This window comes from Nocardia sp. NPDC057668 (genome assembly GCF_042799795.1).
Classification (GTDB): Bacteria; Actinomycetota; Actinomycetes; order Mycobacteriales; family Mycobacteriaceae; genus Nocardia.
The window spans coordinates 1,151,019-1,165,500 of sequence record NZ_JBHVIC010000003.1 but is presented as its reverse complement, the minus strand read 5'-3'; the positions used below and the strand labels follow the sequence as shown (position 1 = coordinate 1,165,500).

The window sequence follows — 14,482 nt, the reverse complement described above, 5'->3', positions numbered from 1 at the left end:
ATCCACTTGCGGCCGAGGGCCTTTCGCATTCTCCCTTGGCGGTCCGATCCCGCCCGGCTATGGTTGATCGCATGATCGAGAGAATCGAGACCACCCTTCCCCGGTGAGTGCACCCCGCGAGCGCAGTGCGCTCGAGCACCCGGATTCCCTGTTCGACCACATCACCGCCCTGCATCTGCGCAGCCCGGACTCCCCGCTGCCCAAGAGCGGCGACCCCCGCATGGACGCGCTCGAACATCAAGTGCGCGAACGAGGTTCACGGACCGGCCCGCAGAGCCGCGCCGCTGTGTCCGAGATCCTGACCACGTTCTTCGCCGGGCCGGACCAATCCCTGCCCCGGCTGCACGACGCTCTCGCGGATCCGGAGATCGAGATCTCCGCGTTGCGTTTCACCCGTCGATTGATTCCCCTGCCCGCCGTCGGGGCGCCTGCTCCGGCCCGGGCCCGCGAGGTGGGCGCCTGGCTGGTGCGCCACGGCCGTGATCCCCGACCCGTCCTGGTCGGTCTGCGGCTGCTCGAATCCTGTGCCGCCCCCGCCGATATTCCCCTGCTGCGCACGATGGCCCTGCTGCCGTGGTGCGCCGAACGCGCGATATCGATACTGGGCACCGTGCCCGGCGCGGCCTTCGATCTCGTGTGGCTGGGCGAGCGCACCCGTCGCCGGGAGCGCATATTGGTCATGAACGCCCTGGTGAAGCAGGCGGATCCCGCCGCGCGGCAATGGCTTTTGCGCAACGCCTTCATCGCCGAGGGACCCGGCGGCAGCGTCCAGGCCCGCGAGATCGCCAGGGTGACCAGGCTGTCCGACGCACTGGCCGAGGACGGCCGCGACGATCGGCTGCGCGATCAGGCGCTGGCCATCATGGTGCAGTTGATCTCCCATCGGGACTACCGCACCGAGATCGAGAACTATCCGGACGCCCGCCGGGTGCTCGCGCTGCTGGCGGACGATCTGCCCGCCATGGAACCCTCGCTGCCGCGTATGGGCGCCTTCGCGGCGCTCATCCAGGACATGCGCACCGGCGCGGCGGCGGGCCTGGAATGGCAGCGGGGGGAGCGGGAGTCGCTGCTGGAGCGTATGCGGACCGGGCTGAGTTCGGAGCCGTGGGAGTCCTGTCTGCGGGGAGCTCTCGAGTGGGCCCGCGAGCGAAACCACGAGCACACGCTCTGGCGGGCGCGCTGGATTCGCGATCAGCTCGCAGCGCCGCCCGTCCCGCGCGTTCGGGCGGACCTTCGAGAAGGGCAGAGCCGCTTCGAGATCCGCATCGTCAGCCCGGCGCTACCCGGCCGGGACGTCTGTGGAAATACCGAGGTCAGAGTTCTGGTCGATGGCCATCCTGTCATCGCCACCGCCTTCCCGCACGGACACTCCGAGCCGCCGGAGAATCTGCTCGAAGGCCAGCTGCGGGCGACCGGAGAGCGACGCAGGGTGCGGCTCGCGGCCGCGTACAGCACCGAAGGGTCCGGCGGCGCACTGTATGTCACCATCGTCCGAGAGGATGACGAGGTCCTCTGGTGCGAGTGGGACAACACCGGTGAGGGTGACCCGCCACCCGAGATGCGTTTTCCCGCATCCGAATACGACCGCGAACTCGATCTCGCCGAGCGGAATACCGACTGGGAGTGGCCCGCCCGCACCCTGAGCCGCCTGCTGTTGCGCGGCCTCCGCGCCGATCCGGGCATCCTGGAACGCTGGAACTGCTCCATCAGCTGGATCTCCGCCTGGGTGCAGGATCTGGACCGCGCCCGCGTCTACCTGTTCTCGACGACCGAACCCCAACCCCGCCAATTCGGCTTCACCGTCCGAGCCGATCCCGCCGATCCCGAAGCCCAGGCCCGAGCCCTGCTCGAGTCGTTCCGCGCCACCGATCCCCGCGAGGTCTCCCGCTCCCACGGCGGCACGACCCCTCCCGCCCCGAAGTGAACCCGCACATCGCGCCCCACGCCCACCGCCGACATCGCCGCACCGACACTTGGGCCGCGGCCGCGTGCCGGCGCGCCGTCCCCGCCGCACCGCCCTCCTGGCGGCGTCCGCCCGCGATCGTGCCGCGAATGAGCAAGGGATCGCGCGGTTCCCGGGCGAGCCCGGTCCGGTAGGCCGTGGCCGCGCGTCTTCGCCGCATCTCCATCGCGCCGCCTCCCCGTCGGCGTCCGCCCGCATTCGTGTCGCGAATTAGCAAGGGTCGCGCGGTTTCCGGGGCGCGCTCGCGATCGGGTGTGAACGTCGTGGGGTCGCGTGGTGGTGAGCCGGACCGTCCGGGTCCTGCGGTCAGGGCTCCGGGACTTCGAAGGTCGCGATGTACTGGGCGTACCCGTCCAGCAGGCGATCCAGGGCGAACGTGAAATCTGCCTCCTCCCAGTTGATTTCGTCGTCGTCGAAAGCGCGGTGGGCTATCGCGCTGGCGACGGCGGGGAAGCGGGCGGGGTCCAGGACCAGGCTCAGGGCGGTGGTGTAGTCGATGTCGCTCTCGACGTTCTTGACCTGGTCGCGCAGGAACCGGGTGCGGCCGATGACGTAGAGCGACAGGTTCACCACCAGTTGCAGGCGCACCGGTTCGGGGGCGGCGATGCCGGACAGGGCCGTCATGCCCGCTTCGAGCCAGCCCATGTTGTTCGGGCCGACCGGGGGAGAGGTGAGCGGAATGTCCAGCCACCAGTCGTGCCGGCGAATGGCGTGGAATTCGCCCCAGGCCCAGGCTTCGAGTCCGGTGCGCCAGTCCGCGCCCGGCGGGATCACCGGCGGATCGCCGATTGCCCGGTCCGAGAGCAGCTCGACCAGGGTTTCCTTGCTGTCCACGTAGCGGTAGAGCGACATGGTGGTGAAGCCGAGCTTCTTGGCGAGCTTGCCCATGGAGAGTCCGGCGTAGCCGTCGGCGTCCGCGATCTCGATGGCGGCGTCGAGGATCTGGTCCAGGCTGAGACCGCGTTTCGGCCCACGGGTGCCCGCGCCGTCCGCGTCCCACATGAGCTTCATCGCCGGGGGTAGGACCTGCTCCTCGTGCGCCACCGGGCCTCCTGTTCGTATCCGCCGTGCACATGCCGCGCCTCCATCTTGCGCCATGCCAAGAACTGTGTACGCTATAAACACAGTGTATTTCATACACAGTTTCGCATCGCGATCGGATTCAGAGGACCCCATGACAGCAGTCAGTCGGCAGCCCGCCATCGAAGTCTCCGGGCTCACCAAATCCTTCGGCGACAAACCGGTGCTGCGTGGCATCGACGTGAACGTCCCCGAGGGCACGATCTTTTCGCTGCTCGGCCCGAACGGCGCGGGCAAGACGACCATGGTCCGGATCCTGGCCACGCTCGGCACGCCCGATGCCGGTGAGGTCCGGGTCGGCGGCCACGATCCGGTGCGCGCGCCCGGCGCGGTGCGCGACATCATCGGCGTCACCGGCCAGTTCTCGGCGGTGGACCCGGTGCTGACCGGGCTCGAGAACCTGCGCCTGCTCGGCCGGCTGCTGCACCTGGGTGCGGCGGAAACCGACAGGCGCACAACGCGTCTGCTCGAGCAGTTCAGCCTGACCGAGGCGGCGGGCAAGCGTGCGGGAACCTACTCCGGCGGCATGGTGCGCAGGCTGGATCTGGCCATGAGTCTCATGGGCGACCCGCGCATCGTCTTCCTCGACGAGCCCTCGACCGGTCTCGACCCGCGCAGCCGGCGCGAGCTGTGGGCGGTGATCCGCGGCCTGGTCGAGCAGGGCGTCACCATTTTCCTGACCACGCAGTACCTGGAGGAAGCCGATCAGCTCGCCGATCGCATCGCCGTGCTCGACGGCGGTCGCATCGTTGCCGAGGGCACCGCGGAGGAACTCAAGCGCCTGGCCCCCGGCGGTCACCTGCGCCTGAGTTTCGCCGACGCGGAGAGTCTGGCCGCCGCCGCGCGGGCGGTGCCGGGCGCGGAGGTCGACGCCGAGCAATTCGCGCTGCGGGTGCCCTCGGACGGCAGCGTCGCCGACATTCGCGGACTCCTCGATCATTTCGACGGCCACGCCGTGACCCTCGACCAATTGTCCATTCACACACCGGATCTGGACGATGTCTTCCTCGCGCTGACCGGCGCCACCGCGAAAGGCGCACGGCTGTGAACACTCTCGTCCGCGCGGCACAGGACTCGGCCACCATGGCGGGCCGGAGTTTCCGCCACACCCTGCGCAGTCCCGACACCATGCTCATGACGATCGCCATCCCGATCGTCATTCTGCTGATGTTCGTCTACGTCTTCGGCGGCGCCATTCAGGTGGGCGGCGACTACATCGACTACGTGGTCCCCGGAATCATTCTGCTGTGCGCGGGTTTCGGTGCGGCGACCACCGCGGTGAGCGTCGCCACCGATATGCACAACGGCATCGTCGATCGCTTCCGCGCGATGGCGGTATCCCGAACGTCGTTGCTCGCCGGGCACGTGGCCGAGAGCGTGCTGCGTAATCTCGTCACCACCGGTCTGGTCATTCTGGTGGCGGTGGGACTGGGTTTCCGGCCGACCGCCGATCCGCTGCGCTGGCTGGCGGTGCTGGGCGTGCTGGCCTTCTACATCCTGGCGCTGTCCTGGCTGGCCGCGGCCCTGGGCCTGCTGGCCCCGAATCCGGAGGCGGCCAACGGCTTCACCTTCATCTTCATGTTCCTGCCGTACATCAGCAGCGCGTTCGTCCCGGTCGAGACGCTGCCGAGCTGGCTGCGCGGATTCGCCGAACACCAGCCCGTCACCCCGGTCATCGAGACCACCCGCGGCCTGCTCATGGACGCGCCCATCGGGAGCAGCGGGGGAGTGGCACTGGCCTGGTGCGCCGCCATCGCGGTGATCGGCTACCTCGCGGCCGGCGCCCTGTACCGCCGCAGCGGCCGGGACTGATTTCACCCCGCTCCACCTCGTCACGGTGATCCGAGTCCTTCGGATCACCGTGACATTACCATACCTGGATATGCGCATCCAACAATGTGAGCCGGGGGTGTCGTACCCCGCGATCCGGTTCCCTCGCGTCCGGCAAAAACCGCCCCGAGCACCGGGGAAGCGGCCGCCGGACATCCTAAGCCGCAGCCGGATTCGAGACGGGGAGGATCTCGGTCGCTGTTGGGTTTCGCACACTCCCTAACAAGCAAATGCTTGGGTTGGTAACGTCGAAGGGGCAGGAGGACGGTGACGGGCAACCAGTCGCAACGCAGCGACAATCGCACTGCCATACCGGACCGCGCGGGCGGTGCCGTCGGAATATCAATGGGGATGTGACCGGGGGCAATTCTTTTCGGCTCGCAGCTGGATCAAGTGTCGGCGTATGTCGTCGCGTACAGCCCGTCACCGGCAACGCAATACGACAGGACAATTTCATGGACAAGACACCCGTACTGCCCGATCCCAACCACCCGCTGCTGCCGTTCGCGCGGGCGTACACGAGCTATTTCACGCCCACGGTGACCGGCATCGAGAACCTTCCGGCTTCGGGTCCCGCGCTGATCATCGGCAACCATTCCTCGATCTACTGGGCGCCCGAGGTGTGGGTCACCTTCATGGCAGCCCTGGATCGCCGCCCGAACGAGCCCACCTATGGCGTCGCGCACGAAATCCTTTTGCGCGCACCGGGAATCGGTGACGGACTGCGCGGCTTCGGTGTGATCCCGGCCTCGCAGGAGGCCGCCGCGACCGGGCTCAAGGACGGTGGCGCGGTCATGGTCTACCCCGGCGGGGACTGGGAAGCCTGCCGGCCGTGGACCGAGCGCGGCAAGGTGGACTTCGCCAATCGCAAGGGTTTCATCCGGCTCGCGCTGAAGCTGGGGGTGCCGGTGATCCCGGCGGTGGCCAACGGCGGGCACGACTCGATCTTCATCCTCAGTCGCGGCGAGGGCACGGCCCGCGCACTGGGCATCGATAAGATGTTGCGCGCCAAGGTGTTTCCGTACACCGTCGGCCTGCCCTTCGGCGTCGCCCCGGTGCTGCCCCAGATTCCGCTGCCCTCGCACGTGGACGTCAGCTTCCTGCCGGCCCTGGAGTGGTCGACGCAGCCGGGTGATCCGGAGGACAAGGAACTGGTGGCCGGCCTCTACGACGAGACCCTCGGTGTCATGCAGGCCGAGCTGGATCGGCTGCGCGCGGCGACCCCCAACCCGGTGCTGACCGGTTTGAAGAACCACGTGGCCGGGCTGCCCGGTCCGCTGGCGGGGCTGGCGAACCTGCTGTAATCGCGCGCGCTCGCGCGGCCGTCGACGAACGGCTCCCGGAGACATTCTCCGGGAGCCGCTTTCGTTGCCGGCTGTTTTACCGGCGTGCATCCCGGGTGATTTGTCTGGTTTGTGGTTAACTTTCGGCAAGCTTTGGCGGACGGCTTTTCGGCGAGCGGCCCGGTGACGGGCACGGACCGTGGCGCTCGCACCGCCCGGACCGAGAGGCTGGAAACCATGGCGCGCCTTCTGGATTCGTGGCATTCGAGAGGTCCCGCGATAGCGACGGTGGGCGCGCTCGCGGCCATCCTGATCGTTCCGGTGATCGTCGACCACATGGTTCCGACCCGGGAGACCCCGGTCTCGAAAGGCGACACCATCACCCTCGGCGCGGGCGGCGTCGGCGCGATCAGCGGCGGTGTGGATCCGGCCAACGCCATCACCTTCGCGGTGCCCGAGGCCATGGCGCGCATCGCCACCGGCAGCGATTCCACCGCGGTGTTCCGGTCCGAGATCGGCGAACAGCGCCTGGCCATCTCGGTGGTCGACGGCATCACCGATTTCGACACCGCCGCGCCCCGGATGCTGCTGCCCCTGCGCGCGGCCGGTGAAGAGGTGGATTTCGACGGCGGCCTGATCGAGGACGGGTCCTTCCGCGGCCGCACCTGCGTGCTGCCCGGAACCGCGGGCGCGGTGTGCGCGGTGGTCAACAGCGGCGACATCGGGGTGACGATCACCGTGTCCGGACCGACTCGGGAGGCGGGCCGGGCCATGATCGACATGGTGCTCGCGAGCACGAAGGCGGTGGAGCTGTGAGCTGGGCGCAGCGGGATTCGGCGCTGTTCTGGGTGTACTGCGCGGCCCTGGTGCTCGGGCCGGTGCTGTTTCTGGCGCAGGCTTTCGGACTCGTGGTGTACGGCGGCGGCCCGGCGCTGGCGGCCCTGCCGATCACCGCGCTGACCTTCCTGGTGTTCGGCGGAATCCTGTTCTGGCTCGACATGTTCCGGGCGCGCACCCGGCTGCTCGCGCCGATCGTGATGGGTTTCGCCTGGGGATTTCTGGTGTGGCCGGGCACCGCGCTGTGGGCCAACGACCGGGTGACGCGGGTGGTCACGAATCTGGGCGGTGACGAGTTCGCCTCGAACTGGCAGGCCGCGATCGCCGCGCCGATCGACGAGGAGTTCATCAAGGCGATCGGCATCGCGGTGGTGGCGGTGCTGTTCCGGTCGCGGTTGAGCCGCCCGATGCACGGGTTCCTGATCGGCGGCGCGGTCGGGCTGGGCGCGCAGATCTCCGAGGACATGCTGTACAGCCTGCAGACCGCGGTGGCCGCGCCGCAGAATCCGGCGCGGGACGTGTTCGTCGTGGCGCTGCTGCGCCTGGTCACCGCGTTCACCTCGCACTGGGCGATGTCGGCGCTGGTGGGTGTGGGCATCGTGGTGCTGCTGACGCGCACCGATCGGTCCTGGGCGTACCGGGTCGCGACCTTCGTGCTGTTCTATCTGCTGGCGGTGTCCATGCACGCGATCTTCGACGCGCCGCGCGCGGCCGGTCCCGGCGTGCTGGCGCTGCTGCTGCCGGTGGTCATCGATCTGGCGATCTTCCTGCTCGCCTACCGCTGGGTGCTGGCCGCGGAACGGAAGTGGTTCCGCGCCACCATCTCCCAGCCGGTCGCGCGTGAGTTCGGCCCGGAGCCGGCGCTGGAGTCGCTGCTGACCCACCGCGGCAGGCACCGGGCGCGGGCGGCGCTGCGCAGCTCGTTCCACTACACGTACGGGCAGGCCAAGCAGTACGAGCGGGATTTGCTGACCCGGATCGCCGCGCTCGCGGACGAACCGGCGCCCGCCGTTCGATACAGTCCGCCGGGCGCGTTGTGGACCGACCAGCAAACCGTTCCCCGGTAGCGCGGAGGTCGCGTTTTTTGCATCGAATGAAATCTCGAGCGCGCCGATAACCTGCCTCTTATGACCCTGGCGCTAGCTTGTTGGGTATGAGTGAGGCCAAATCACTGCCCGCTGATCCCGGAATGGAGCGCACGAACGAGCTGCTGGAGAGACGCCAGCAAGCGCTGTGCAACTACTTGGACGCCAGCGGCGAGGTGGCGGCCGGCCGCATTCGCGCCAATCTCACCGGCTGGCGGCGCTGGCTGCACCGGTTGCCCGGGGCGTCGATCGCGAACGCGGCGGGACGGCGCGATGTGCTGCTGCGCGAGCTCGCGCACCACGGCGTCGGCGCGGAGGACCACGAATGGGGTGTGCTGTCCGGGGGTCTCGTTCGCAGCCTCGGGCGTTCGATCTGCCTCGAGCACACCCTGCAGGATCTGATCGCGGATCACGAGGCGACCGCACCGCACTGGACGCGGCAGTTGCGCGTCATCTTCGAGACCGCCGAGCGGACCCGCCCGCTGGCCGCGTTCGGGGACCGGGCCGCGGTGGCCGAGCTGACCGAGCAGGTGGTCGCGGTCACCCGGGCCGCTCCCGACGAGGACGCCGCGCGCCGCCTGACCGAGCACCTACCCGGCGCGTTGCGCCCGTTGCCGTCGGACGTGCTGGCCCTGCGCCGCGCGGACGCGCCGGCCGAGGTGGTCTTCGATCTGTACGCCGACACCATCAAGCTCGACAACATCACGGTCAATCCGGAGCTGCGCGGTTCGGGTTTCGGCTCCGCGCTGCTGCAGCAGCTGTGCCGGGCCGCGGACGCCCAGCACCTGTACATCGTCGGCCAGCTCGTGCCGACCTTCCGTGACGACGATTCCGCGGTGCCGGCCTTGGCGGCGTGGTGCCGCCGGCACGGGTTCGCGGTCAACGAACGACTCGGCGGGCGCATCGTGCGCACGCCCGCCAGCGTCTCGTCCTGATCGCCGGGCCGTCTAGAGCCATTTCCAGTCGGCGACGACCGGGATGTCCTCGCCGTGTTCGCGAGTCCACGCCCGTGCCCGCCAGCGCGCGTCGACCATGTCCTGCCGCAGTTCGGCGGCGTGTTCGCGCAGTGATTCCACGCGGTCGATGACGTCCATGACCAGGTGGTAGCGGTCCAGGTCGTTGAGCATGACCATGTCGAAAGGCGTTGTGGTGGTGCCTTTCTCCTTGTATCCGCGCACGTGCAGCCCGGAGTGGTTGGTGCGCCGGTAGGTCAGGCGGTGCACGAGCCAGGGGTAGCCGTGGAAGGCGAAGATGACCGGTCGATCGCGGGTGAACAGGGTGTCGAATTCGCTGTCGGGCAAGCCGTGCGGGTGATCCTCGCGCGGGAGCAGGCGCATGAGGTCGACGACGTTCACCACCCGGACCCGGAGCTCGGGCAGGCGTTCGCGCAGAATCTGCGCCGCGGCAAGGGTTTCCAGCGTCGGGATGTCACCGGCGCAGGCCAGCACCACGTCCGGGGCGGCGCCGGGCTCGGCGTTGTTGCCCGCCCACGGCCAGATGCCGATGCCGCGCGCGCAGTGCTCGGCGGCGGCCTCGATCGAGAGCCAGCTCTCCTGCGGTTGTTTGCCCGCCACCACCACGTTCACGTAGTGCCGCGAGCGCAGGCAGTGATCGAAGGTGGTCAGCAGGGTATTGGCGTCCGGCGGCAGATAGATGCGCACGATTTCGGGGCTCTTGTTGAGCACCACGTCCAGGAATCCCGGGTCCTGATGGGTGAAGCCGTTGTGGTCCTGCCGCCAGACATGGGAGGACAGCAGGTAATTGAGGCTGGCGATGGGCCGGCGCCATGGCACGGCGGCGCTGGCGTCGAGCCATTTCGCGTGCTGATTGAACATGGCGTCGACGATGTGGATGAACGCCTCGTAGCAGGTGAAGGTGCCGTGCCTGCCGGTGAGCAGGTAGCCCTCGAGCAGGCCCTGGCACAGATGCTCGGACAGCACCTCGATCACCCGGCCGGTGCGGTCCAGGCCGACGTCGAACTCCCCGATCTCGCCCTGCCAGTCCCGGCCGGTGACCTCGAGAATGTCCTGGAGCCGGTTGCTGGCGAGTTCGTCGGGGGCGAAGGTCAGATAGTTGTCCGGGTTGCGGCGGGTGACCTCGCGCAGCCAGCCGCCGAGAACGCGGGTGGCCTCGTGTTTCACCGCGCCCGGGGCGCTGACCTCGACCCCGAAGTCCCGCCAGCTCGGCAGCGACAGGTCGCGCAGCAGCGCGCCGCCGTTGGCGACCGGATTGGCGCTCATGCGCCGATCACCGGCGGGGGATTGCGCGAGCAGGTCCGGCACCGGCCGCCCGGCCTCGTCGAAGAGTTCTTCCGGCCGATACGATTTGAGCCACTGTTCCAGGACCGCACGATGTTCGGCGTTCTGGCGGGCGCTGGGCAGCGGCACCTGGTGGGCGCGGAAGGTGCCCTCGACGGGTTCGCCGTCCACCACCGGCGGGCAGGTCCAGCCCTTGGGTGTGTGCAGCACGATCATGGGCCAGGCCGGTCGCTCCCGGCTGCCGTCCTCGCGGGCGGCGCGCTGAGCCGCGGCGATGCCGTCCAGGGCGGCGTCCAGCGCGGCGGCCATGTCCTGGTGCACCGTGCCGGGGTCGCGCCCGGAGACGAAGTACGGTTCGTAACCGTAACCGCGCAGGAGTGATTCGAGTTCGGTGCGCGGAATCCGGGCCAGCAGGGTCGGATTGGCGATCTTGTACTCGTTCAGCGCCAGAATCGGCAGCACCGCCCCGTCGCGCTCGGGACTGAGGAACTTGTCGGCGTGCCAGCTCGCCGCCAGCGGCCCGGTCTCGGCCTCGCCGTCGCCGATGACGCAGAACACCGTCAGATCCGGATTGTCCAGGGCCGCACCGAAAGCGTGCAGCAGCGAGTACCCGAGTTCGCCGCCCTCGTGGAAGGAGCCGGGGGTCTCGGGCGCGCAGTGGCTGGGCACGCCGCCGGGGAAGGAGAACTGCGCGAACAGCGCGGCCATGCCGTCCGCGTCCTGTGGGATGCCGCTGTACAGCTCGGAGTAGGTGCCCTCGAGCCAGCCGCAGGCGTTGGGGCCGGGCCCGCCGTGGCCCGGTCCGGCCACGAAGACGGCGTTCAGATCGCGGGCGCGAATGGCCCGATTCGCGTGCGCCCACACCAGATTCAGGCCGGGGACGGTGCCGAAGTGGCCGAGCAGGCGCGGTTTGATGTGCTCGGGTTCGAGCGGGGTGCGCAGCAGCGGATTGTCCATCAGGTAGATCTGGCCGACCGCGAGGTAGTTCGCCGCGCGCCACCAGGCGTCCAGGGCGGTGAGCTCGCCCGGGGTGAGCGGGCCGGGGGCCTCGGACAGGCGATAGGGCTCGGGGGCGATGGTGTCGCCGTCGCCGGTGTCGAGGTTGTCGGCCGAAGTGTCGCTCGTAGTGCTCACGGATCGCCTCTCACGGGTCGGGTCGGTCCAGGGGATCGTCCGGTTTCGTGCTTTTCGGGCTCATGGCTGTGCGCTCTCGGGCGCTCGCGCACCGGTATCGAGCGTACGGCAGTCGGTTCGCCGAAGTTAGTAGCGTTTGTGAACTGACTGGCTTACGCTGGGCCGATGAACGAGTGGAAGCCCACGGCCTGCATCCTGTGCGAGTGCAACTGCGGTATCCAGATCCTGCTCGGGCCCGACGGCCGCTCCTTCGAGAAGATCCGCGGGGACAAGCTGCACCCCGCCTCGGCGGGCTACACCTGCAACAAGGCCCTGCAGCTGGACCACTACCAGAACGGCCGCGTCGGCCGGGTGACCGCGCCACTGCGCCGCCGCGCGGACGGCGAGTTCGAGGAAATCGATTGGGACACCGCGATTTCCGAGATCACCGCGCGCCTGCAAGAGGTCGGGCTGCGCCACGGCGGGGAGTCGATCTTCTACTACGGCGGCGGCGGGCAGGGCAATCACCTGGGCGGGGCCTACGCGCCCGCGACCATGGCCGCGTTCGGCATGCGCTATCGCTCCAGCGCCCTCGCGCAGGAGAAGACCGGTGACTTCTGGGTGGGCGCGCGGATGTTCGGCTACCCCATGCGCGCCGATGTCGAGCACGCGGAGGTGGCCTTCTTCGTCGGCAAGAATCCCTATCAGTCCCATGGCTTTCCGCGGGCGCGCACGGTGCTCAAGGAGATCGCCCGCGATCCGGACCGGTCCATGATCGTGCTGGACCCGGTTCGCACCGAGACCGCCGAGCTGGCGGACTTCCACCTGCAGTTGCGACCGGGCACCGACGTGTACCTGCTGTCCGCGATGGCCGCGATCATGGTGCGCGACAACCTCATCGACGCCGACTGGCTGGGCGAGCACGCCGAGGGCGTGGACGAGGTGCTCGCGGTGCTGCGCGCGGTACCCATCGAGAAGTACTGCGCCACCGCCGATGTCGACCTCGACCTGGTCACCGCGGCGACCCGGCGGCTGGCTCGCGCGCAGTCGGTGGCCGCCCTCGAGGATCTCGGCGTGCAGATGAACCGCTATTCCACGGTGGTCAGCTACGTCGAGAAGCTGGTGTGGCTGCTGACCGGCAATGTCGCCAAGCCCGGCACCCAGTACGCCTTCACCGGGATGGCCGCCATCGGCCACGATCGCGGGCATCCGGCGGGGGAGGGGCCGGTCTCACCGGTGGCCGGCGCGCCGATCATCAGCGGGCTGGTGCCGTGCAACGTCATCACCGAGGAGATCCTCACCGATCATCCCGCGCGCTACCGGGCCATGTTCATCGAGAGCAGCAATCCGGTGCACTCGCTGGCGGATTCGGCCCGCATGCGCGCGGCGCTGCGCTCGCTGGAACTGGTGGTGGTGATCGACGTCGCCATGACCGAGACCGCCCGCGAGGCGGACTACGTGCTGCCGGCCGCGACCCAGTTCGAGAAGTACGAGGCGACGTTCTTCAATTTCGACTTCCCGCGCAACATCTTCCACCTGCGCCACCCGGTGCTGCCCGCCCCGGACGGCGTGCTCGCCGAGCCCGAGATCCACGCCCGTCTGGTCGAGGCCGCCGGGGTGCTCACCGAGGACGACTACGCGCCGTTGCGCGCCGCGCTCGCCCAGGGCCGCGAGGCCTTCGCCATGGCCTTCCTCGGGGTACTGGCGGATCCGCAGCGCTCGAAACTCGCTCCCGTGCTGCTCTATCGGACCCTCGGGCCGACCCTGCCGGGGGACGCCGCCGCGGCCGCGCTGCTGTGGGCGGCGGCCTACAACTGCGTCCGCAAATTCCCCGACAGCGTCGAACGCGCCGGGTACGGCACGGGATTGGCGGCGGGGGAGCGGCTGTTCGAGGCGATTCTGGCCGGCGAGCACGGCATCGTCATCACCGAGGACGACTACGAGGTGACCTGGAATCGGTTGCGCGGCAACAAGGTCCGCCTGGTGGTGCCCGAACTACTGGCGGTGCTGGCCGGGCTGCCCGACGCCGAGGGCGAATCGGGGGAGTGGCCGTTCGTGCTGTCCGCGGGTGAACGCCGGGCCTTCACCGCCAACACCATCGTCCGCGACCCGCGCTGGCGCAAGCGCGACGGCGGCGGCACCCTGCGCATCAGTCTCGCCGACGCCGAACGTCTCGGGCTGGCCCCCGGGGATCTGGTGCGGGTGACCACCCGGCGCGGCAGCACCGAGGTCCCGGTCGAGCCGACCGACCGCATGCGCCCCGGGCACCTGTCCCTGCCCAACGGCTTCGGGCTCTCGGTCACCGGACCCGACGGCGTGCCGGTCACGACCGGGGTGGCGCCCAACGAACTCACCGAATTCGACTCCCGGGACGAGTGGGTCGGTACCCCGTGGCACAAGTACGTGCCCGCCCGCTTGGATATGGTGCCGGTATGAGTCTGGACAGCGTGCCGGTATGAAGCGCACGACCTTCGCGAACTGGCCGTGCACCGTCGCGCGTACCGTCGATCTCATCGGGGATTGGTGGACGCCGCTGATCCTGCGCGAATCCTTCTACGGGGCCAAACGTTTCGACGAATTCGAGCGCACGCTGGGCCTGAGCCGCAATGTCCTGACCCAGCGCCTGAACCGGCTCGTCGAGGAGAACCTGCTCGAGCGGGTGCGCTATCGCGAGCGCCCGCCCCGGTACGAATACCACCTCACCGTGCAGGGCCGCGATTTCTTCCCGGTCATCGCGGCCATGATGCGCTGGGGCGATCGCTGGCTCGCACCCGAGGCCGGGCCGCCGGTCATCCTGCACCACAGCACCTGTGCCCACGACACCCACGCCGAGGTGGTGTGCGCGCACTGCCGCGAACCCCTGGCCCACGCGGACGTGTCGGTCCGCCTGGGTCCGGGCTTCCCGGCCCGGCACCGGGACTCCGCCCTGGCCACCGGCCGCTTCGACGACCCCGACCGCGCGGGCGTCCCCTCGGCCTGAGCGGTTCGGGCACCGGCGCAGACCGGTCAGGAATCGAGAAGCGCCGGTCCGGT

The 14,482-nt window shown here is 69.3% G+C and carries 11 protein-coding genes; 9 read left to right on the top strand and 2 right to left on the bottom strand.

All coding sequences use genetic code 11. From position 1 onward, the window contains the following. The first annotated feature begins 103 nt into the window (after window positions 1–103). Window positions 104–1,924, top strand: a complete 1,821-nt coding sequence (locus ACFVBH_RS23820; RefSeq protein WP_379004506.1) for a hypothetical protein — start codon at window positions 104–106, stop codon at window positions 1,922–1,924. A gap of 345 nt (window positions 1,925–2,269) precedes the next feature. On the opposite strand, the gene ACFVBH_RS23815 is transcribed toward ACFVBH_RS23820, so the two are convergent. After that, on the bottom strand, window positions 2,270–3,007 hold the full coding sequence (locus ACFVBH_RS23815) for a TetR/AcrR family transcriptional regulator (RefSeq protein WP_379004504.1): 738 nt from the start codon (window positions 3,005–3,007) through the stop codon (window positions 2,270–2,272). A gap of 130 nt (window positions 3,008–3,137) precedes the next feature. Between ACFVBH_RS23815 and ACFVBH_RS23810 the strand changes: the two genes are divergently transcribed. From ACFVBH_RS23810 to ACFVBH_RS23785, 6 genes are all read left to right on the top strand, one after another. After that, window positions 3,138–4,091: an ATP-binding cassette domain-containing protein gene (locus tag ACFVBH_RS23810; RefSeq protein ID WP_379004502.1), complete on the top strand. Its 954-nt coding sequence runs from the start codon at window positions 3,138–3,140 to the stop codon at window positions 4,089–4,091. Window positions 4,092–4,126: 35 nt separating this feature from the next. After that, window positions 4,127–4,855: an ABC transporter permease gene (locus ACFVBH_RS23805; RefSeq protein ID WP_379004601.1), complete on the top strand. Its 729-nt coding sequence runs from the start codon at window positions 4,127–4,129 to the stop codon at window positions 4,853–4,855. A gap of 473 nt (window positions 4,856–5,328) precedes the next feature. Next, the gene (locus tag ACFVBH_RS23800; RefSeq protein WP_354987989.1) at window positions 5,329–6,177 is read left to right on the top strand and encodes a lysophospholipid acyltransferase family protein; all 849 of its coding nucleotides are present in this window, start codon (window positions 5,329–5,331) and stop codon (window positions 6,175–6,177) included. 216 nt (window positions 6,178–6,393) lie between these two features. Then, window positions 6,394–6,972, top strand: coding sequence for a hypothetical protein (locus ACFVBH_RS23795; protein WP_379004499.1), 579 nt, complete (start codon window positions 6,394–6,396; stop codon window positions 6,970–6,972). Further along, a complete protein-coding gene (locus ACFVBH_RS23790; RefSeq protein WP_379004497.1) occupies window positions 6,969–8,060 on the top strand; it encodes a PrsW family intramembrane metalloprotease in 1,092 nt (363 codons plus the stop codon). Before ACFVBH_RS23795 ends, ACFVBH_RS23790 begins: the two co-directional genes overlap by 4 nt. Window positions 8,061–8,146: 86 nt before the next feature. Then, window positions 8,147–9,013 (top strand): GNAT family N-acetyltransferase, encoded by an 867-nt coding sequence (locus tag ACFVBH_RS23785; protein WP_354987992.1) that lies wholly within the window; start codon window positions 8,147–8,149, stop codon window positions 9,011–9,013. 12 nt (window positions 9,014–9,025) lie between these two features. On the opposite strand, the gene ACFVBH_RS23780 is transcribed toward ACFVBH_RS23785, so the two are convergent. Next, a complete protein-coding gene (locus tag ACFVBH_RS23780) occupies window positions 9,026–11,413 on the bottom strand; it encodes a phosphoketolase (protein WP_379004599.1) in 2,388 nt (795 codons plus the stop codon). A gap of 222 nt (window positions 11,414–11,635) precedes the next feature. On the opposite strand from ACFVBH_RS23780, the gene ACFVBH_RS23775 reads away from it, so the two are divergent. Beyond that, window positions 11,636–13,885, top strand: a complete 2,250-nt coding sequence (locus ACFVBH_RS23775) for a molybdopterin-dependent oxidoreductase (protein WP_379004494.1) — start codon at window positions 11,636–11,638, stop codon at window positions 13,883–13,885. Between the two features lie 19 nt (window positions 13,886–13,904). Beyond that, window positions 13,905–14,429, top strand: coding sequence for a winged helix-turn-helix transcriptional regulator (locus tag ACFVBH_RS23770; RefSeq protein WP_379004492.1), 525 nt, complete (start codon window positions 13,905–13,907; stop codon window positions 14,427–14,429). Window positions 14,430–14,482: the final 53 nt, after the last annotated feature.